Genomic DNA, 20,213 nt, shown 5'->3' on the forward strand with positions numbered 1-20,213 from the left:
TCATACCCCCTGAATATCTTTTACTCCAGGGAGATTGGCCGCCACGCTGGCCCGCACTTCGGCCAGAAAGGCCTGCATGTGTGGCTGTTCGGCCTGTTCTGCCGTGGTCGCGGCCTGCAGGGTCTGCCAAAGTCCCTGCGGGCCGAGGGGCAGGGCACGGACGTAGCCTTTATCTCCGTAATTGCCAACCGCCCAGGCGGGCAGGGCGGCAATCCCTTGTCCCGAGGCCACCAGTTGCAAAATGATGACGGTCAGTTCGGCATGGCGCCGTCGCCAGGGCTGAATCCCGGCAGGCTGCAGAAACTCCCGGAACAGGTCCAGACGGCGATCCTCCACGGGATAGGTAATCAGGGTTTCTTCGAGGAAGTCCTCAGGTTCCAGAAATGCCCGACCGGCCAGGGGATGACGCGGATTGACCAGTGCCAGCACTTCATAGGCGAAGAGGGGATGGAGAACGATATCCGCCGCCATGGCGTCAGGCGTGCTGAGTACAGTCAGATCAGCCTGATGGCTTTGCAGCAGAGGGAGGGGATCCTGCTGGAATCCCGACACCAGATCCATCTCCACGTCCGCCCAGTTTTCCCGAAACCGATCCATGGCCGGGGTCAGCCAGTCAAAACAGGTGTGGCATTCCACCGCAATGCGCAGGCGGCCACTGTTACCCAGGGCCCGGCGCTGGAGTTCTTCCTGGAGTTGGCGCACCCGGGGCAGCACTTCCCGCGCGGCCGCCAGCAATTCTTCACCCGCCGGACTCAGCCGTAACTGACTGCCCCTTTCGCGATCCAGCAGATGCACACCGAATTCTGCTTCCAAGCCACGTAATTGATGGGACAGAGCAGACTGAGTCAGATGCAGTCGCTGTGCAGCCGCAGCCAGGCTTCCGAATTGGGCGACCGCTTCAATGGTGCGCATGTGGCGGATTTCAATGGGCATGATGATCTACGATCCGAAAAAAATTTAGCAGTCTTCATTGTCCCACGATCCCTGCTTTCTGCAAGATAAGCTATGACTCAATCCTGTATATATTTTTAGAGATTGTCACAAAAAGTTCATCTTAGTGTCATCATAGTGTCACATAACGCGCGTATGCTCTTGGCTATTATTAAATAAAAGACAGTGCCAAGAGCGTGGCCAATCCCCCTATCCCCCTGAGTTTCCAGGTGGATATATCTTTGTTTTGCGCTCTTGTCAGTGTTCAACTGAGAGGGAGTGTAGAAATGAAGAAAAAAGTGTGGTTTATACCGGTGTTGGCAGCTTTGGCCCTAAGTCCATTGGCGCATGCTGATGATAAGTCGCTGCTGAGTTCCAGTCTGGCCAAGGAAAAAAATGATGATTTCAACCTGAATCTGGGCGGGCGTATTCAGGCGGATTATGCGACTTATTTCAATAATCCCATTGAAGGTTCCGCAGGGGCCAAATTCCGGCGGGCGCGGATTTTTACCAGTGGCAATATTGCCCGGGAATGGGGTTTCAAATTCCAGTATGAATTTACGGATTCAGGCGCAGCCGGTTTCAAGGATGGTTACTTCACCTATTTAGGGCTCCCCAACTCGGTGATTACGCTGGGTCAATCCAAAACCTTCTTCAGTATGGATCAGCTCAACAGTTCCAATGATAACGTCATGATGGAGCGTCCTTTGCTGGAAGCTCTGGATGCTTATGGCGACCGGCGTATGGGTCTGAAGTTCACCACCCATGGAGATAACTGGATGCTGGGTCTGGGCGGATTCATGAATGCCCTGGATGAAAAGCAGGTGACCAGCTACAGCGGCATTGTCCGCAGTGGCAGCAATAAAACGACGGCTCTGGCTACCAAAACCAGCAAAACCAATCAGAGCGGCATTTATACCATCAGTGGTCGTGCCACCTATGTTCCGGTGCACAGTGAGGGCAGTGATCTGTATTTTGGTGCCAACCTGAATTACACCGGCTTTGGCGAACAGAACAAGGCGGCTTTGTATTCCACCCGTCCGGAAACTAGTGTGGCGGGCACCAAACTGTTGGAAACCTACGTCAGCAATCCCAGTTCCCAGTTTCAGTATACGCTGGAAACAGCGGCGGTGGCAGGACCTTTCTCCATTGAAGGAGCCTATGTCGGAGCCCATGTTTCCCGGCGCAACGGGTTGCCCACGGCGAGCTTCAACGGCTACTACGTGCAGGCCAGTTATATCCTCACGGGACAATCCCGTAATTTCAAACCCAAGATTGGTGAATTTCATTATCTCAAGGACATCGGACCCGGTGGGGCCTGGGAACTGGCCCTGCGTTATGATCGCCTGAACATGAATGATGCCAAGGCCGGAATTTATGGCGGGCGTGGCGATAATATTACCGCCGGGATCAACTGGTATGCCAATGAGCATGTCCGGCTGATGTTGGATTATTCCCATGCCCACATTGGCGATATCCCGACCACGACCCCGGTGGGCGCGAGCTATGTGAACAACGCCATCTACAACACGGATTTGAATATTCTCCAGTTCCGTGGGCAGTTTTTGTTCTGATCTGATGGATACGGACCGGGCGAATGAGTGCCCGGTCTCGGGAGGATTTCATGAAAAAAACGTGGATTTTTAACGCATTGAGTGTGTGGGTGCTGATGGCGGGACTACCAGCTGGCGCTGCGGAGTTGAATGTGGCCGCCTTGCAGGTTCCCTTGGCTGATGTATCTGTGGCAGGGCATCCCCTGCATTTGAGCGTTGGGATGGGTAGCGGGCTGGCCCATGCCCGGGGAACACCTGCACCGGTTTTTTATAGTGTGACCGACCGGGGACCGAATATAGCCTGTAACAAATCCGCGAAAATATTTGGATCGCAGCTTTGTCAGGGGAAGTCGGTCATATTCCCGGTGCCGACCTTTACGCCGAGGATTTACAAATTGGCGCTCGCAGGAGAAGAGGTCAAGGTGCTCCAGTCCTGGCCTTTGCATGCCGTCAATCAAACGGCCCTGACGGGACTTCCGCCTGCGTTGACCCACGCCGAAAAAGCACTGAATGCCGATCTGCAAGCACTGGCAAGCAGCCCGGACGGCGTGGATAGTGAATGTATTGCCGTATTGGACAAAGGCGGATTCTGGATTGGCGAAGAATATGGCCCCAGTCTGTTGCGGGTGAATGCCGAAGGAGCGGTATTGGAACGTCTGGTCCCCAAGGGTTCGGAGCAGGCTTACGCAGGAAGTGCCGTGCCCATTCGCGCGGTACTTCCTCCGTTGCTGGTCAAGCGCACACTGAATCGGGGTTTTGAAGGTATTGCCCTGGCACCGGATCAACGCACGCTGTTTGTGACTTTGCAGAGTCCGTTTTCCAACCCGGATGCAGAAACTTTCAAACATTCCCGTAACGTGCGTATTCTGAAAATCGCCCTGAATGCCCAGGGGGACTTTGAAAAAATGGCGGGTGCCTATGTATTTCAAGTGCCCCAGGTAGCGCAATTGGCTCCCGATAAAAAGCAGAAAGATGTCAAGGTGTCTGCCCTCAGTGCCGTCAACAATCATGCTGTGCTGGCCATGGTGCGCGCCGGTAAAGGGCTTCAGGTGTATTTACTGAACTTCGCCCATGCCAGTAGCCTTTTGGGGACAGCATGGGCCAAGGCGGAAACCACTCCCAGCCTGGAGGCCCAGCATGATCTCGAGAAAGTGGGGATTAAGCCCGCCAGGGCGACACTGATTTACGATGCGGCTGTGGGGAAAGGGAAACTTCCGGAAAAAGTCGAAGGCATGTCTTTAGTCGAAGGTCGGACATTGGTGTTTATTACCGATAATGATTTCGGGATTCGCGGTGAACAGACCGAGATGGTCCGTGTTCCACTGGATGCCGAGGCTGAGGCGCGGCTGCGGCTGTCTTCCGCCCCGGCTTGAAGACGTTTTGTCCTCTTCTGATTGAGAGGCGGCGCCTGCCGCCGCCCAGCTTTGCAGGCTTTTTCCGCAGTATGATTTGTGGAATACTCGATATATCTAAAAAGGAATAACGTCACAAAAGGTTCATAAAACTGTCATCATGTTGTCATATTCCTTCGTTAATATGCACACAGTGTTGCAAAGAACCCTAAATCGAGGAGGTCACATGTTGAAGAAAACCCGCGTTGCCGTTGCACTGTTTGCTGCCCTGAGTGGCTTTGCTGCGGTCGCCCATGCCGATACCAGCTCGACCGGAAATACCCTGGCTGATTTTTTCATGCACAGCAAGGTAGATGGACAGATTCGTTCTTACTATTTTGATCGTTTTTTCGGGAAGAACACCACTAATCTGCACGCATTTTCCCTAGGTGGCTACATCAATGTGCACACGCCTTCTGCAGCGGGGTTCAGTGCTGATGTGGGTTTTTACACGGCCAACAGTCTGGGGGCCAATCGGAATAATCCCGATACGACGTTGATGGGTAAGGCCGATTCCATCAATGCTTTGGGTCAGGCATATCTGCAATATGCTATCCCGGATGTGGTGATGATTCGTGCCGGTAATCAGGAGGTCAACACGCCTTTCGTCAATGGTTCTGACTCCCGCATGATCCCGGCCACATTTCAGGGTGTCTTTGCACAAGTAACCCCTTACTGCGGCTGGAATATCTACGGAATGCGCATGTTCCGTTGGAAAAGCCGTACTTCCGGTGATTATTATCGCGACAACTTGTACTACAAAACTGGTTTTGACGGTGATCCAATTTATGGTGGCGCTGCCAAGTTGCCCGAGAATGAGCAGGCTTCCAATGGTATTCTGGCGTTCGGTACGAGTTACAAACGCTACGGTATCAATGCCCAGGCCTGGTATTACAATTTCTACGATTTCACCGATATGTTCTACGGGGATGCCAGCTATACCCTGAAAACTGGTATGGGGCTGAATCCTTTCCTCGGTGGGCAGGTGGTGCGTGAATGGGGAGCCAATAGTCGTCTGAATGGCAGTAACATAGGTGTTGGTGAGATCGACAACTTCAAGGGGAACGGCGTGAACAGCACTGCCTGGGGTGTGAAGGGTGGTGTTGAATATAATCTGGATAATGCGATTCTCGGGAAAGGTGCATTGACCGTTGCATACAACGAAATCGAATATCATCCGGGGGCCATTGGTGGCGGTGCTATTGTTTCGCCCTATACCGTCGGTTATGCCACGGATCCCCTCTACACTACGTCCATGATTCGTGGTCTGGTGGAAATGGGTCCCGGTCATGGCTGGAAAGTGGGCCTAAGCCAGCACTTTCTCGATAACAGTTTCTTGTTCCAGACATCTTATGCCCAATATCAATTGCAGGCGGCGGGTTATGCCAACGATATTTACGGCGACCTGACATATTTCCCTAAGGGTTTCCTCAAGGGGCTGTCTATTCGTGACCGTGTAGGTGTGGCGCATGGCGATCTTTCGACCGGCTACTTCATCTATAACCGCGTGATGTTGACCTACGCATTCTAAGCAGGCGCATGCTACCAAATTCAGGGAGAACAACGATGATTGCCAAGAAACATGTATTGCTCGCAGTAATGCTTATGGCGGCGGCCGGTTGTGCCGAAGCCCCCTTTCAGGGCTGCCCGGCGCATAAAGCCCCGGTAGCGGCACCTGCGCCGGCTCCGGCTCCCATGCCTGTTGCTCCGGCACCCATTGCGCCGGTACAACGGACCGTCCTCCAGAGCAAACCCATTACCATCACCGGCATCAACTTCAAGCTCAACTCCTCCAAGCTGATGAGCCATGACATCAAGGTGCTGGACGAAGTAGCGGATTTTGCCGAGAAGCATGACAGTGCCGTCCTGGATGTGAATGGTTACTGCAGTAAGGTGGGCAGCTATGCCTATAACCAGCGCTTGTCCGAACAGCGTGCCGAAAGTGTGGCCCGTTATCTGGAAAATCACGGTGTGTCCCGCTCACGGATGGTCTTGAAGGGTCACTCCTATAATGACCCGGTCGCCAGCAACGCGACTCCCCAGGGCCGTTTTGCCAATCAGCGGGTGGAAATCAATTCGACCATTCAGGTGGAAAAAACCGTCAACTAACCCCCCAACCATCTGAACGCTACAGGTCCTCTGTAATGTAAAACTTTACCTCTGCAATGCTTCATGGCATTGCTCCTCCTCTCCTCGCCCCGCTTTGCGGGGCTTTTTTTGGCGGATTTTCTGGCCAAACTATGGAGGAGAGAGTTGCTGGAGTATCTGTTCGGGCAAAAGATCTTCCATACAGCGATGATGTTTGAGGGGGCAATCTCTTTTACCGCAGGGGCTGCAGGACAGCCCGAGGCGCAAGGCCACAGCCCCGCTGGATAATGGCGGGGTCATGTCCAGGGGGGTTGGCCCATAGAGGGCAATGACCTGGGTGCCGACGGCACCGGCAACATGCATCAGTCCCGAATCATTACTCACGGTGAATCTGGCCAGAGATAGCAGGTCGATGGCTTCCGCCAGAGAGGTTTTGCCGCCCAGATCAATCACTTCAGGTACGGCGGTGGCGATGGCCTGGGTGATTTCGGTATCCTTGGGGCTACCAAAAAGCCAGACTGACCATCCTGCGCGGATCAATTGTTGCGCCAGACGAATCCAGTGCCGGACGGGCCAGCGTTTGGCCGGGCCATATTCGGCACCGGGCGCCAGGGCCACCAGATTGGGACCGGGGCGGAGTATGCCCAGGCGCTGCAGCGTTGTGCCTAGCGCGTGTTGATCCACCAGCAGCCGTGGTGCGGGTAACCGGGTGGGTTGGGGCAAGCGGCGAGGCAGACCCAGGGCCACAAAACGATCGACGGTCCGTGGCAGCTGTTTTTTATGCAGTTGGCGGCGATCATTGAGAAGAATTTTCCGGGCCTGGCCGCCAAAGCCGGTGCGTACCGGAATCTGCGCCCAATAGGGAACCAGTGCCGATTTCAGGCTGTTGGGTAAACAGATGGACCAATCGTATTCTTCTTTCTGGAGTGTTTCGGCGATGCTGCGACGGGCTTTCCAGCCCAGTTTGCCGTGAGGAACATCCAGGGGGAGACAATGCCGTACTTCGGCCATACGTGAGGCAACCGGCAGGCTGGCTGGTGGGGCGAGGACATCAATCTGCAATTTGGGCCAGCGGCGGCGCATGACCTGCAATAAAACCTGGGCCATGACCATGTCTCCCACCCAGGCAGGGCCGACCAGCAGCAGGCGGGCGGGATCATAAGTTCGGGCCAGACGGGTGTTGTGCGCGGCGAAAGCGTCCTCTTCGGCGTAGGGCGGCTCGCTCTCGGCGGCCAGGGTCAGCTCCTCGCTCATGCTTATTTGCCCAGCAGCATGATCAGGGCTTCCACCGTAATCAGAATAATGATGATCCATTCGAGAATGGTTTCCCGATGATGGCGGCTGGCCACAATCATGATCTCCAGACCTTCATGAATGGCATCGAGTTTTTCATCCAGTGCTCGAAAGCGGCTGGTGAGTTCCAGATCGGCGGAGAGCTCCTTGGACAAGATTTCCAGACCCGGCGTTTCCCAGACAATATCGGGATTATCCAGCACGGCAAGGCGCGACAGGATTTCCGTGCGGGTGGCCGAGGTGGAGGCGAGAAAGCGTAAATGGCCGCCACGCCGCCCGGGCAGACGGCCCGTACGGGTGACTTCCGAGAGCAGATTCAGGGTGGTTTCCAGCAGGGTTTCGACGGCTTCTTCGTGAAGTTCCAGCGCCAGACTCTGGGCCAGGCGCAGGGCCACCAGGAGGATGCGCTCTTCATCCAGATATTTCAGGGTCACCCCGTCACGTCCGACGGCATCCCGTTCACCGGTCCTGATAGTTAATTCTTCGACATTCGGGTTGCTGATGGCGGTAAATTCCGCTTGCACGCTGGCGATGATTCGGGCTTGCAAAGCGGGTCCCGCCCCGAAAAAGCACAGCACCCCGGAGCGGAATATGGCGACCCAGGCATCGCCATCACGGAGCAGACGATGGGCCGGATTGTCATCCACCAGGTCCATATCAAAGGTTTCAGACCAGTTTTTCAGGGCAATATGACGCACGGGTTGAATCGCGTGAAGAATGCTACTCATGCCATTTATCCTTCCGGGAGCAGTTTGCCCGGATTGAGGATGTTCTCCGGGTCGAAGAGTTTTTTGATGGCGCGTTGTATGGCGAGATTTTCCGGGCTGAGCTCCAGGGGCAGAAAATCCCGCTTGCTGGTGCCAATGCCGTGTTCACCAGAGAGCGTACCCCCCAGCCGGAGTACGCTCTGAAACAGCTTTTGCAGCCCTTGTTGCGCTTGGCGCATTTCTTCACGCTGGTCGGGATGCACCAGGAAATTGACATGCAGATTGCCGTTTCCCGCATGTCCAAAGCTGACAATGTGCAGGGAGTGCTCCTCAGCAATGTCTTCGATGGCTTCCAGCAACTCACGCAGTCGACTGACGGGAACTACCACGTCTTCATTGATTTTCAGGGGGGCCATGGCCTTGGTGGCCGGAGACAGGGATTTGCGGGCGGCCCAGAGTGCCGCTGTTGCTACTGGATCCGTCGCTTCCAGGGTTTCCAGATGGCCATCACCGGCCAGGGCTTGCTGCATGGCTTGCAGTTGGGTGGGAATGGTTTCGCTTTCGCCATCGACTTCGACCATCAACAGTGCTTGACTGGCGGCTGGCAGGTCAGTTGCCGCGCCCATGCTGCGGACGGCTGCCAGGGCGTGGGGATCCATCAATTCCAGGGCACTGGGCGTGTGGCGCTGGGCCATGACCCGCTGGACAGCCGCGCAGGCGCTGGCGGTACTTTCATAGGCGGCGCGCAGAGTGGCCTTGGCGCCAGGCAGGGGTAGCAGGCGCAGGGTCACTTCGGTAATCAGTGCCAGGGTGCCTTCACTTCCCACCAGCAAGCGGGTCAGGTCATAGCCGACCACACCTTTGCTGGTGCGGACGCCGCAGCAGAGGGTTTCGCCGCAACCAGTGACGGCGCGCAGTCCCAGAACATAATCTCGGGTAACGCCATATTTGACCGCATGGGGTCCCCCGGCGTTCATGGCGAGATTGCCGCCAATCCGGCAGTAGGGGCTGCTACCGGGATCGGGCGGATAATAAAGTCCGTCCTGAGCAACATGGGCATTGATTTCTGCGGTGATGAAGCCTGCTTCTATGGTGATGGTCCGGTCCACGGGACTGTAGTCGCAGACTTTCTGCATACATTCAAAGCTGATAACCGCGCTGCCGGGTACGGGTTGGGCGCCCCCGACATTGCCCGATCCGGCCCCTCGGGGAACCAGAGGAAGATGATGACGACGAGCGATGTTGACGATGGCCTGTACTTCCTCATGACTGCGAGGAAAGAGGACCAGCGCCGGCATGCAGCTTCCCGGTGTATCATCGCGGCTATAAATCGAGAGGGTTTCCCGATCATCCCGGACTCTTTCGCTATCGAGGGCGGCGCGCAGTGCTGGAAGAATGACGCTGATACTCATGGTCGCGAATTCCTGATTTTTTCCAGTAAAGTGCTGGTGCTGCGCTGGTGGCGAAAAGGAATGCTGAGCACCCGTCCGCCCCGGGCTTGCACGACACTGGCGCCGACGATGTGCTCCACCGGCCAGTCGCCTCCTTTGACCAGCACATCCGGTTGCAGTTTTTGAATGAGCGGCAAGGGCGTGTCTTCATCAAATACAGTGACAAAATCGACAGATTGCAGAGCGGCAAGCACGGCCATGCGATCGTCTTGCGGGTTGATGGGCCGATCTGCGCCTTTGCCCAGGCGACGCACGGAAGCGTCACTGTTGACCGCAAGCACCAGGCAGGCGCCCTCAGACCGGGCTTCAGCGAGATACTGGACGTGACCACGATGCAGGACATCGAAAACCCCGTTGGTGAAAACTAGTGGGCGACGATAGCTGCAGGCCTGCTGGAGGGTATCCCAATCGCGCAGGATCTTGCTGGAAAAAGAGGGCGTGGTCTGATCGGTTAGCGGGAAGTCCTCGGCAAAGGCTGTATCGACCTCCGCACAAAGGGCGTGGATGAGCACCAGATGGACTTCCTGGATGCGGGCGGTACTGTTGTCGGGAACCCGCAGCTCAATATCTGCCGAACCCAGAAGGCCAGCCATCTGTCCACCATCCTTGCCGGTCATGGCCAGAATCCACATGCCCCGGGCCTGGGCAGAACGGATGGCCTCCACAACATTTTCAGAGTTGCCGGAAGTGCTGAAGGCTACCAGGCAGTCGCCGGGTTTGCCCAAGGCTTCCACCTGACGGGCGAATACCCGGGCATAGGAGGCGTCATTGGCAATGGCGGTCAGGACGCTGCTGTCGGTGCTCAAAGCAATGGCAGGCAGTGCCATCCGGTTGCTTTCAAAGCGGTTGACCAGTTCCGAGGCGAGATGCTGGGCGTCCCCCGAGGAACCGCCGTTCCCGCAGCTTAACACCTGACCGCCAGCCCGCAAGGTCGCCACCAGACGGGTGCTGGCCGAGGCGAAGGGGGCAGCAAGCATCTCTGCTGAGCGTTCCTTGCTGTGGATGCTGGCACGCAAGGCGGCATCCAGGGCGTTATTCCTGATCATGGGCTGGGTACTCTGAAAGCATCACGAATCCACTCTGGCGCTGCGTCGCCGTCAATGGCAATGACATCAAAGCGGCAAGGACGCAGACCCTGCCGGGGATTACGCAGTAAAAAAACTTCGGCTGCACGAATCAGGCGTTGCTGCTTACGCTGATTCACGCTGTCAGCAGCGCTGCCTTGCCGGTTGTGAGTCCGCTGGCGGACTTCCACAAAAACCAATGTCTCTTGGTCCAGGACGATCAGGTCGATTTCCCCGGAGCGACAACGAAAATTACGCCCCACCAATTTCAATCCGGCTTGTAGCAACAGGGTCAAGGCGCGATCTTCTCCTTGTTGACCGAATTGCTGGCGCGGGGAAGGCATAAACTCAGGGACCTGTTTTAGGAATCCCCGATAAGGGAACTATGGCACCATTTTCTATTTTCATCCAATCCATTTCCCGCCCGATGTGTCCTTCTTGGCCAAAATGCAGGGTGCCCGTGACTCCTGCAATGGGTTGATGGAAATTTTTGGCAAGAATGCTTTCGGCAAGTGCGTAGGCATCCAGTCCAAAAGCCGCCATCCGCCACTGCGTGGCGCTGGCATTGGGCAGGGTGGTATGGAGGAGCGTGGCGGCCCGGGGACGGGTAATGTTGGGCTGAATAATCCAGGGCATATCTACCGAAGCGATGCCGGAGAGGCTGCTGGCATCGGCAGGGAGCGATGCCCCATGTAACAATGCTGGACTGAAAATTGGAATGCTACTGTTGATGGCACGGATGGCGGTGACTGCCGCTTCGGCATTGTCTGCATTGGTCACCAGAAACACAAAGGCGTGGGAGGCGCTGCTCCCGCTCAATAGTTGCTGGGCCTGTCCGGTAAGAGAATGACCCGGTAAATAGGTCGCGACACCGGCCACGTTCCCTCCCAGTTTTTTCCAGGTCTGGATAAAATCGGCCTGGATGCTCGCGCCACTGGAATCCTGGGGATAAAGCACGTAAACCTGCCGATAGCTTGCCGCGTAGCTCTGCTGAGCGATTTGCCGGGCAGCCACATCCCGACTGAGGCTGAAAATATATAATCCCGGCTGCTGTACCCCGGCATCGCTTCCCAGGGCAATCACCGGAGGGTCAGAGGGTTTGCGGACCCCGGCAACGGCATTGATGTCTTGTGGCAACCAGGGACCAACAAATATCTGGCAGCCTTCCTTCACCCCGCGTTCAAAAAGTACCGCCGTAAAACTGGGATTGCCGGTGCTTTGTAGAATTTTGACGGCGGGACCAGCCTGGAGTTGTGCCGCCGTTTCCATGCCGGCACTGATGGCCTCGGATAATCCTGAATAGGGTCCAGAGGAGGGCAGGAGTGCACAGATTTCACCGCCTGACTTTGCGCTGGTATCGGCAACGTTCAGTTCGTCGTGGCTGGAGAAATTGATGGGCGGGTGCCCGGGATGGGTGGCCAGCCAGGCATCAATAGCTGCTTTGCGATGTTCTGGATCGGGATTATGGCGGGTGATCAGGGCGATGGCCAACCATTCCTGGACCAGTGGATTGCCACTGCGACCCTGCCAGTTCTGAATACGTGCCGAAGAGACGGAGTCGAGCAGGGCGTGAATGCGCTGGTGGTTTTTAGAAATAGCAGGGCCGCTGAGCAGGCTGTCCCGTTCTATCAAAAAATTCAGGGCGGTTAGTTCATGGCTTTCTTGGGTGTACAATGTGGCCAGAGTGCCCATGGCCTTTGCCCGAACACTCTGAGGCGTGCTGGCAATGGTCAGGAGTTCTTCCAGGTTGCCTTTGGCCCGGGGCGTTTGTCCCTGATCCATCAATCCCTGGGCACGCACCCACAGGGCTTCACCGCGGAGAGTATTATCCCCCTTTTGCAGACGCAGTACCTCATCGGCCAGAAGCACTGCAACCTGGGGCCTGTTTCCCTGTAGAGAAGCCTGTGCCGCCTTGAGGAGATAGCGCAACTGCTTTTGACCCTGAACAGCCGCTGCTGCCTGTATATAGTCCTTGGCTGCAGCCAGATCGTGCCCCTCTGCGAGCAGGTTGTCTGCCTGCCGGGCACTGGCGGCTTCCGGAGAGTTGACTGGCGTGGTCGCGATTTTCGGCGCCGTACTGCCCACGGGTGCCATGGTGTGTGGCATACTTGCGCAAGCGCTCAATGCGCCGGCGAGTGCGAGGGTCGCGGTCAGACGCGATAAACGGAACAGGCGGTCAGACAGTTTCATGTGCAGAGTGTATGGAGAATGGGGCAGTGGTTCAATGACTGAAATACGTTCGGGGCGTTTGACGATTATTGCAACGCCTATCGGCAATCTGGACGATCTTTCACCTCGGGCTGGGCAGGCGATTGCCGAGGCTGCTCTGGTTCTGGTGGAAGACCGCCGCCACGCCCAGCGTTTATTCCAGCATCTCGGTGTGCAGCCCAAAACCTTGGCTCTGCACGAGCACAACGAGCGGGCTTTGGCGCCGCAAATGGCCCAACGTATCGCCGAGGGGGAGAGCCTGGCCTTGCTCTCGGATGCCGGGATGCCGCTGATTTCCGATCCGGGGTTTCCCCTGCTGGCCTTGCTGCGCGAACAGCAATTGCCGGTGACCGTCATTCCCGGCCCCAATGCCGCCGTGGCGGCACTGTCCTTGTCGGGATTGCCCAGTGATCGCTTCAGTTTTGAAGGGTTCTTACCCGCCAAGGCGGGCGCGCGTCGGGCGCGCCTGAGCATCCTGAGCCATGAACCCCGGACCCTGATTTTTTACGAAGCCCCCCATCGCATTGTTGCGACCCTCACGGACATGGCAGAACTGTGTGGCGCCGAGCGGCCTGCAGCGCTTTGTCGGGAGTTGACCAAAATCTATGAGGAATGTCTGCGGGATTCCCTGGGCGGGATTGTGGAGCATTTGTCCCGGCATCCCGATAAGATACGCGGCGAAATGACCCTGGTACTGGGCGGAGCGCCGGAACGGGACCCTGAAGAGATGGAAGCCGATCGCTGGTTGACCCCGCTCCTGGAAGAATTACCCCTGACCCAAGCGGTGCGTATTGCCGAAGCGCAGAGCGGCTTGGCTCATCGCGTTGTATATCGTCGTGCCCTGGCCTTGACTTCCGGACGCGACCCCGCTTAAATACGCGCTCCTGGCCCAGATAGCTCAGTCGGTAGAGCAGAGGACTGAAAATCCTCGTGTCGGCGGTTCGATTCCGTCTCTGGGCACCATATAAATCAGCAAGTTGATGGATGGCTGTTGACAATCCTCTGCTACTCAGGTACAGATTCAGTACAGTGCTGAATTTGGACAGGGGAGTATTGTCTTATGGCTACCATCGTCAAGAACCCGTCAGGAACCTGGAAAGCAGTCATTCGCAAGCAGGGCTGGCCCACCACCGCCAAAATCTTTCGCACCCGACGGGATGCCGAAGACTGGGCGCGGCAGTCCGAAGATGAAATGGTCCGTGGCGTGTATATTCGCCGGTCCACCAGCCAGAAACTCACGGTAGACATCGCCCTCGACCGCTACCTGCGGGAAATTACCCCGACCAAGAAAGCCAGCAGCCAAAAACGCGACCATACCAGCGCCAAGGCGGTGCGTCCGCACTTGGGGCCATATGCCCTGGTGGCCTTATCTCCGGAGATTATTGGTCAGTATCGGGATGAACGCCTGGCCGAAGGGCGGGCGAATGATACCGTGCGTTTGGAACTCTCTTTGATTTCCCATCTGTTTACCGTGGCCATCCGCGAATGGGGCGTCGGCTTGCCCGGCAATCCCGCCCTCGCCGTCCGCAAGCCCAAAGGCCGTACCCGAGACCGCCGCTTGCACGGAGACGATGAAGCCGCTCGCCTGCTGCAGACGGTGCGTGCCCATAGTAATCCCATTCTGGCCTGGGCCACCGAACTGGCCATCGAAACGGCCGCTCGCGTGGAAGAAATCCTGACACTTGAGCTCCGGGACGTCCATCTAGACCGGCGCATCATGGTGCTTCGGGATACCAAAAATAAGGACACCCGTGGTGTGCCCCTGACGGCCCGTGCCACGGAAATTTTGCAGGAGGCCATTGCCACCTATCCCCGGCAGGACTCCCCCCTGATATTCCCCGGTAATCCCGGTCGGGATGGGGTGCGACGTCCCTACCGCATGGGTAAGGTCTGGAGAAACGCCTTGCAGCGCGCGAATATTCAAGGCTTGCGTTTTCACGACCTGCGCCATGAGGCGACCAGCCGATTCGTCGAAAAAGGGCTTTCAGACACCAAAGTGCGCACTATCACCGGCCACAAATCGCCCCAGATGCTCGCCCGCTATGCCCATTTGCGGGCAGAAGATCTGGTCGCGGAGCTGGACGACAGGCAGGGACATCCCACGATGTCCCCACCCATTCGGCACAAAGCACCCCCTGAAAAAACAGGACAGTCGGCGAAAATTGTGCCTTTCCGTCCCCAACGGGCAAAATAGAGCCAGTGAGACGGGCTCCAACGGTTTTGGGGGAGGATATAGATCATCAAAGGGTCAACAAAACCTGTTATCACAGCAAGGGTCGGGGCCGCTGCGCTCTGGAAATCTGCTGTTTAGCTGCCAGCAAGGATGGATGGTTTATCCCCACCCAGTTCCAGAGGTTCGCTAGAAAAAGTAAGGAAAGAGCAAAGAAGGCGGCGGCGATTATTGAGGAGATGGCCCATGATAGGGACCACAGATCGTTCTCCGGTTGTTGGCGATGCTTCCACCAGGCATAGAGGGCGACCGCCAGGGCAAGCAGGGAAATGGCCAGCAGCAGGAAGCCGATCAGGAGATGCTGCAGGGCATCCATATATGCAATTTGCGTGAGTTGGTGTGAGATTGGCATGAGCAGGATCCTCAAAGAGCATTGATGAAGTGGGGGAACGGGTGAAAGTGCAGGCCGGGCTATTCAGAGATTCAGAGGAGCGCCCGCCTGCACATGCGCTTTACGAATCCGCGAGTAGAAATCGTGGGACCAGACCCGGGCGGCGCTTCAATGCCTGCATCCGTTCCTGTCGTTCGGCCGGATCCTCAGCCTCCCACAAGAACTGGTACTGGCCGAGTGTCGCGATGGGGAACTCGTTTACCAGGAACTTGATGATGGGCTTTTCCATGAACTGGAACAGCGCCTGCGTCAATTCCATTTGGGGGTCAGCCCCTAGTGGCCCCAAGGGACGTGCCAACTGAGCGACCAAAATGATGGCCCGAGACTCGTCCCACATTTCGAGGGAGCCTGGCATGTGCTTCCAAGCCAATTGTTCGAGAAAGAGGGGATGCACCTGACAAAAATCCAGCAAGGTGGCCTGCCAGAGTTGCTGATGGGGAATGTCCCAGAGCCGTTTTTGCCCTTCCACCTGGTTTTGGAGGGTGGCGCTATTCAATCGGTAGTAGAGAAATTCCTTTTTTTGGTTGACCGCAACCAGCAGCATGTCCTGGTCAGGGCGCGGGACGAACCCAAAGAATGGCCATGTCCCCGAGGAAACGCAATAAGCACATCCGTTTTCTGCGAGGGACCATTGCTGGAAGTGTTGCTTCCGAAAGCCTGCAAGGTCTTTCTGCTGGATATAATTGGTCAAGCGGTCTTCATAACAATGAATAGATGGCATCGAGATGTTCCTTATGTGACGTGCGATAGTGCACATAACCAGATTACCACACGCAATTATGGGGTTATTTTTTCTGGCGAATGCCATCGCTTGGGTCATCAGATGGAACAGCATTTCTGCAGCAGGGCCAGAGTGTGTTCATCCAGGAGGATGGACAGTGACGTCAAGGAAATATTAGCCAGATTATCCGTCTTCAGGGTGGTAAGCACGGAACGCATCGTGATATTGGAGCGGGACAAAATTGATCCCGACGGATAAAACACAAAAATAGCCACTTTATGACAGCAAAATGACCACATTCACGCTTTACTATGAGCGATAGGATGATTTCACACGGAGTTATTGGTCATGCGCTCAGAAACGGTTTCTCAGGCAACACCCCAGCTCTTAACCGCTGAGGAAGCGGCCGCTGCTCTCAGAAAAACTCCCCAGGGTTTTCGGGAAGCCATGTGCCGGGGGCGCGCTCCTTGGTCGGTCTGGCTTCGCGAGCGCCGCGTCAAGTTAGGACGGCGCTATCTGTATCGCACTATGGACATTGCCAAGGTGCAGGAATGTGGTGACCAGGTGGCCTTGGTGGACAGCCCCAAGGTTATCCACCTCCACCGCTGAGGATACGAATGCGCACCCAATGATGCCCCAAAACATGAACGACACGGTTCAATTTCCTACCTGGACTTCGGGTCGGGGGCCATTCAAAAGGAGCCCGCAGCTAGTGCAAATGGAGCCAACGGACCTTGAGGGTTGTCGTAACCGGCGTGGCGAAGCGCCAGAGCGCGACATTGCGCTGGATTGGAAGATCTTGTGGGAGAGACAACGACAGAAATTTGGATAAAAAAGCGCCTTCGAGTGTTGATGGTCGACATGCGACGTATTGTGGGGCGATTTCCATCTATATCCGAGGGCAGCGTGGGATCAATTTGATCCCACGCCCAGGCGTCACCTTCTGCAAGGCGTTGTTAACTTGAGAAGCCCAAGGGTTTGGGCATGTCATCAAAATGTCATCTAAATTCCGTGCCGTCATCTCATTTTTCGGACCAGCAGGGTATTATCAGATGGAGCGAAGCCTTTCTGCCTCTTTCTTGGGCGGGTTTTCTACAGCGTTTTGCTGAGCCGCGACGGCTAGGAAATCTGCGGCTAATGCGTCTACGGCTCGCTTGGCCAGTTCAGGCGGGACTTGCGCCTCACGCAACGCCATATACAAGGCCAGAGGAGCCTTCAAGGAATAAATCATTTTTTTCACCTTTAGGATAACCAGAGAGAATGTTTCACCACAGCTTCCATTTTACCATGGCATTTAGTCATAAATTTTCAGGCGTGCATGACGGCGTTGCTCTGCCATGCATCGGGGAATATTTTAAATAAACGCAAAAATACCCGCTTAATGAAACACAAAGGCGCGACAAGCGGTTGTAGTCTGATGCCATGACAAAGCCATGGACCTTTGGTGCTGGCTGAATGATTTCCTGCCCGGATGGGCTGCGCACGGGCGCATAATCCCGAAATTTTCAGTTCCACGAAAGTGGACTACATCAGGGGCTCGCCCCTTTAGGAAACGGCTGAATCTTAGGCCTATATATTTACGAACCGGCTGCAGTTTGGCCATTGTTTGCGTGCTTTTGCACCCAGAGGAAGCATCATCCCGTTACAGGGACGAAAAGGAAGGATGGCATTAGCAGTCATAAAATAGGGTAAATCTTCAAGCGCGTTGTGGTCGTCGGCTCGGCTGCTTTCAAGGCGTCCTTGGACAGAACGCAGCGGCCTCTTTTTCAATCCTGGTCGGCATTTCCCCGACCCCGGTTTTCCCGGTTTTGGACCGGATCAACTACATCGGTATCCCCGGAAGAAAGAGAGGGGATCGGATTTTTCACAGAAAGGAATTTTAATCATGAACTTATTACACATTATTCCGCAGAACAATGCGGATTCTGGGGTGGAACGCGCCACTGCCAGACTCAGAAATTGGCCTTTTAAAGAGCAGAACTTAGTAGCTATCGAGATGAAGTTCGCGAACTACTCTCCATGAGGCCCCCACTACCATATCCCGTTTCCGCTCTATGTGCGCATCGGGTCTGCGGTGCTGTCAGCCGTTCTGGGTATCTTCCTTGAGGGTATCCAGAACGGTTATCGAACCGTGAGGAGGGACTTATGCATTATGTCTTCAAAAATTATGGCTACGCCTTTTCGGTCGAACGGGCGGTAGACAAGATTATTCAAGCGCAGGCGCGGGGGTATGGGACGCTCCGCGCGAAACGGGTGCGGCTCCAACATTTTGTAGACTTCTTACAAGTGCAAGGCATAACGAATCTGGAGAAGGTGAAATTTTCCCACCTCCAACTATTTGCCCAGCATGTCCAGCAGTTGATGCAGGAGAAGGACTGGTCCCCCGCCTATGCCCAGAACATCCTCAGTGACGCCAATGGGTTACTGGGATTCGTCCGCAAACAGCGGGCATTCCGGGTGTCTCCATCTGCCTATACCGGGAAACGCCCCTGGACCCGTACCACCCCGCCCACCGGGATGGCACTCGCAGGGGTCCGTGATTGCGTCGAGGCGATGCGTAAACAGGGGCTACCGCGCGGCGCACTGATTGTCTTGATGGCCCGGATGTTTGGGATGCGCTTGCGAGAAACGGTGCTGGCGGATATTCCCCGCTTGTACCGTGAAGGCGTCAGACACGGTGCCATAGCGATAAGGCTGTATAAGAGGATGGGGTTTGAGATTGAAGGGAGGAAAAGACACTCGTTGTTGGTCAATGGGTCGTATGTGGATGAGTATTGCATGTCGAAGCTGTTGTGAACTCAAGCGCAAGTTTCGCTATGGCCTACCTGGTCCATGATGAATCATGCGCTCATCCAGTTAAGAATCACGCCGAACCAGATAGTCGAGTGGACCTGCTAAATGATGAGATTTTGTGTCGCTCCGCCACTGAAGATGATAAATTCTTCTTATTTTAGTCATACAAACTCTCTATGCGCAGCTATATTGAGTGGGCGTGGGGATGGAATGAAACAGCCCAACACAATGGCTTTTGGAGAAATTTACCTATAGAAAACTTCAAAATCATTTGCGTCTCTGGGCAACCTGCCGGGGCATTTTATGTCGAAGAAAATGAGCAGCGCCATTGGCTTCGTATGATTTTTTTGAGACCTGAATTTCAGGGCGGTGGTGTAGGCTCCGCATTACTTGGCCTAGAAGTAGAGCGGGCAAGATGTGCTGGAAAGTTTTTGGAGTTGAGGATCATAAAGATCAACCCCGCAAAACGCCTTTATGATCGCTTAGGATTCAAAGTGGTGGAAGAAGACGATGTTACCTACTCCATGAAAATGGTACCTTGATTAAGGCATGGATGTTACTTGGCGTTGAAACATCTATGACCGACAGTATTAGAAACCTGGTTCCTTATATGGATGCCTCCGATTGTGCAAGCCGACTTTTGCGATTTTTGGCGATGTGAGTTTAACGTGCTGCTTTATATCCGGCCTTTGATTCAGGACAATCAGTCTGCTGGCCCTGAGAAATCCGCTGGAAATGGCTTCAACTCGTCAACGTCCTTTAAGGACAAGGAACCACTAGGCTCTTCCTTCCCCGGTCTAACCTGTCATGCCATCAATCGTTTATCCGCCTGCGCAACTCCTTTTGCTGAACGTCAACAATTCTGTAACAGTTATGATATGGTCGATGCATTCCTGCCGTAATTGTCTGGTGTTGCAGCATGGGCGTCCCAAGGCCCGTGCATCATGCCGGTGCCTTGGGACGCCCTAGGTATTGCTGCACTGTGAGCCGGAATGGCGCTGGATGATGATTCGGGAAGATTCTCCGTGGTATCCCAGCCCCAGACAGTTTCGGCAAACCAAGCGCAATGACTGGCAATCGGTGTTGTACCGTGTTGTAGACGCGTTGATCCAACTTTGTAGGCTTTTTTAGGTTGCTCTTCAGTAACTTTGGGGCGAGAAACAATTTCTGCATCGGTATGAACGAGTTGGTTGCGCAACCATGCCGGATTCTGGCGGCAATCAAGGACCGCGTAGATGTGGATAATGCTATCTTCTAAGCGGTAATAAACAGCGAAGGGAAAACGCTTGGCCAGTAAGCGATGAAAATTGCCGAAATGAAGCGCGTGGATACCTGCATAGATGACCAGAGAGTCGATATCGGACGTCAGGCTATTGAGAAAATAGGGTTCCTC

Annotated in this window: 20 protein-coding genes and 1 tRNA gene; 10 read left to right on the forward strand and 11 right to left on the reverse strand. The window is 55.3% G+C overall.

Annotated elements, in window-relative coordinates:
• Positions 1-933, reverse strand: coding sequence for a LysR family transcriptional regulator (locus B1757_RS06815; protein WP_101537606.1), 933 nt, complete (start codon positions 931-933; stop codon positions 1-3).
• 284 nt (positions 934-1,217) lie between these two features.
• Here B1757_RS06815 and B1757_RS06820 point away from each other — a divergent pair, with 284 nt between their 5' ends.
• The 4 genes from B1757_RS06820 to B1757_RS06835 all read left to right on the forward strand — a co-directional run bounded on the left by B1757_RS06820 (position 1,218) and on the right by B1757_RS06835 (position 5,983).
• Positions 1,218-2,504, forward strand: a complete 1,287-nt coding sequence (locus B1757_RS06820) for an OprO/OprP family phosphate-selective porin (protein ID WP_101537607.1) — start codon at positions 1,218-1,220, stop codon at positions 2,502-2,504.
• A 50-nt stretch (positions 2,505-2,554) separates the two neighbouring features.
• A complete protein-coding gene (locus B1757_RS06825) occupies positions 2,555-3,856 on the forward strand; it encodes an esterase-like activity of phytase family protein (protein ID WP_172437633.1) in 1,302 nt (433 codons plus the stop codon).
• Positions 3,857-4,061: 205 nt separating this feature from the next.
• Entirely contained in the window at positions 4,062-5,405 is a 1,344-nt protein-coding gene (locus tag B1757_RS06830; protein ID WP_101537609.1) for an OprD family outer membrane porin, read from the forward strand.
• A gap of 35 nt (positions 5,406-5,440) precedes the next feature.
• Entirely contained in the window at positions 5,441-5,983 is a 543-nt protein-coding gene (locus tag B1757_RS06835) for an OmpA family protein (RefSeq protein WP_101537610.1), read from the forward strand.
• Between the two features lie 129 nt (positions 5,984-6,112).
• Here B1757_RS06835 and waaF read toward each other — a convergent pair whose 3' ends face one another.
• Genes waaF through B1757_RS06865 form a run of 6 tightly spaced genes read right to left on the reverse strand, consistent with a single transcriptional unit; the run spans position 6,113 to position 12,583 of the window.
• On the reverse strand, positions 6,113-7,216 hold the full coding sequence (gene waaF / locus B1757_RS06840; RefSeq protein ID WP_101537611.1) for a lipopolysaccharide heptosyltransferase II: 1,104 nt from the start codon (positions 7,214-7,216) through the stop codon (positions 6,113-6,115).
• 2 nt (positions 7,217-7,218) lie between these two features.
• Complete coding sequence (locus B1757_RS06845) at positions 7,219-7,983, reverse strand: RMD1 family protein (RefSeq protein ID WP_101537612.1); 765 nt, start codon at positions 7,981-7,983, stop codon at positions 7,219-7,221.
• A 5-nt stretch (positions 7,984-7,988) separates the two neighbouring features.
• Complete coding sequence (locus B1757_RS06850; protein WP_101537613.1) at positions 7,989-9,374, reverse strand: FAD-binding oxidoreductase; 1,386 nt, start codon at positions 9,372-9,374, stop codon at positions 7,989-7,991.
• The gene (gene rfaE2, locus B1757_RS16175) at positions 9,371-10,459 is read right to left on the reverse strand and encodes a D-glycero-beta-D-manno-heptose 1-phosphate adenylyltransferase (protein WP_101537614.1); all 1,089 of its coding nucleotides are present in this window, start codon (positions 10,457-10,459) and stop codon (positions 9,371-9,373) included. The genes B1757_RS06850 and rfaE2 overlap by 4 nt, the downstream gene beginning before the upstream one ends.
• Entirely contained in the window at positions 10,456-10,821 is a 366-nt protein-coding gene (locus tag B1757_RS06860) for a YraN family protein (RefSeq protein ID WP_101537615.1), read from the reverse strand. Before B1757_RS06860 ends, rfaE2 begins: the two co-directional genes overlap by 4 nt.
• A gap of 4 nt (positions 10,822-10,825) precedes the next feature.
• Positions 10,826-12,583 carry a penicillin-binding protein activator gene (locus B1757_RS06865; RefSeq protein ID WP_253253757.1) on the reverse strand — a complete coding sequence of 586 codons (1,758 nt, stop codon included), beginning with the start codon at positions 12,581-12,583 and terminating at the stop codon, positions 10,826-10,828.
• A 118-nt stretch (positions 12,584-12,701) separates the two neighbouring features.
• Here B1757_RS06865 and rsmI point away from each other — a divergent pair, with 118 nt between their 5' ends.
• The 3 genes from rsmI to B1757_RS06880 all read left to right on the forward strand — a co-directional run bounded on the left by rsmI (position 12,702) and on the right by B1757_RS06880 (position 14,879).
• Entirely contained in the window at positions 12,702-13,559 is an 858-nt protein-coding gene (gene rsmI / locus B1757_RS06870) for a 16S rRNA (cytidine(1402)-2'-O)-methyltransferase (protein ID WP_101537617.1), read from the forward strand.
• Between the two features lie 13 nt (positions 13,560-13,572).
• Positions 13,573-13,648: transfer RNA gene (locus tag B1757_RS06875), tRNA-Phe, on the forward strand.
• A gap of 97 nt (positions 13,649-13,745) precedes the next feature.
• Positions 13,746-14,879 (forward strand): site-specific integrase, encoded by a 1,134-nt coding sequence (locus B1757_RS06880; RefSeq protein ID WP_101537618.1) that lies wholly within the window; start codon positions 13,746-13,748, stop codon positions 14,877-14,879.
• A 70-nt stretch (positions 14,880-14,949) separates the two neighbouring features.
• On the opposite strand, the gene B1757_RS06885 is transcribed toward B1757_RS06880, so the two are convergent.
• Both B1757_RS06885 and B1757_RS06890 read right to left on the reverse strand, forming a co-directional pair.
• Entirely contained in the window at positions 14,950-15,267 is a 318-nt protein-coding gene (locus B1757_RS06885) for a hypothetical protein (RefSeq protein WP_101537619.1), read from the reverse strand.
• 100 nt (positions 15,268-15,367) lie between these two features.
• Positions 15,368-16,027: a hypothetical protein gene (locus B1757_RS06890; RefSeq protein ID WP_101537620.1), complete on the reverse strand. Its 660-nt coding sequence runs from the start codon at positions 16,025-16,027 to the stop codon at positions 15,368-15,370.
• Positions 16,028-16,375: 348 nt separating this feature from the next.
• Between B1757_RS06890 and B1757_RS06895 the strand changes: the two genes are divergently transcribed.
• Entirely contained in the window at positions 16,376-16,636 is a 261-nt protein-coding gene (locus tag B1757_RS06895) for a hypothetical protein (RefSeq protein WP_101537621.1), read from the forward strand.
• A gap of 439 nt (positions 16,637-17,075) precedes the next feature.
• Here the strand turns inward: B1757_RS06895 and B1757_RS06905 are convergent, their stop codons facing one another.
• Positions 17,076-17,258 carry a hypothetical protein gene (locus B1757_RS06905; protein ID WP_101537623.1) on the reverse strand — a complete coding sequence of 61 codons (183 nt, stop codon included), beginning with the start codon at positions 17,256-17,258 and terminating at the stop codon, positions 17,076-17,078.
• 914 nt (positions 17,259-18,172) lie between these two features.
• On the opposite strand from B1757_RS06905, the gene B1757_RS15550 reads away from it, so the two are divergent.
• A complete protein-coding gene (locus tag B1757_RS15550) occupies positions 18,173-18,823 on the forward strand; it encodes a GNAT family protein (protein ID WP_216360832.1) in 651 nt (216 codons plus the stop codon).
• Positions 18,824-18,996: 173 nt separating this feature from the next.
• The gene (locus B1757_RS06915) at positions 18,997-19,362 is read left to right on the forward strand and encodes a GNAT family N-acetyltransferase (RefSeq protein WP_101537624.1); all 366 of its coding nucleotides are present in this window, start codon (positions 18,997-18,999) and stop codon (positions 19,360-19,362) included.
• A gap of 329 nt (positions 19,363-19,691) precedes the next feature.
• On the opposite strand, the gene B1757_RS15390 is transcribed toward B1757_RS06915, so the two are convergent.
• The coding region (locus B1757_RS15390; RefSeq protein ID WP_172437635.1) for a hypothetical protein at positions 19,692-20,213 on the reverse strand (522 nt) is incomplete at its 5' end.

Source organism: Acidithiobacillus marinus (assembly GCF_002847505.1).
GTDB lineage: Bacteria > Pseudomonadota > Gammaproteobacteria > Acidithiobacillales > Acidithiobacillaceae > Acidithiobacillus > Acidithiobacillus marinus.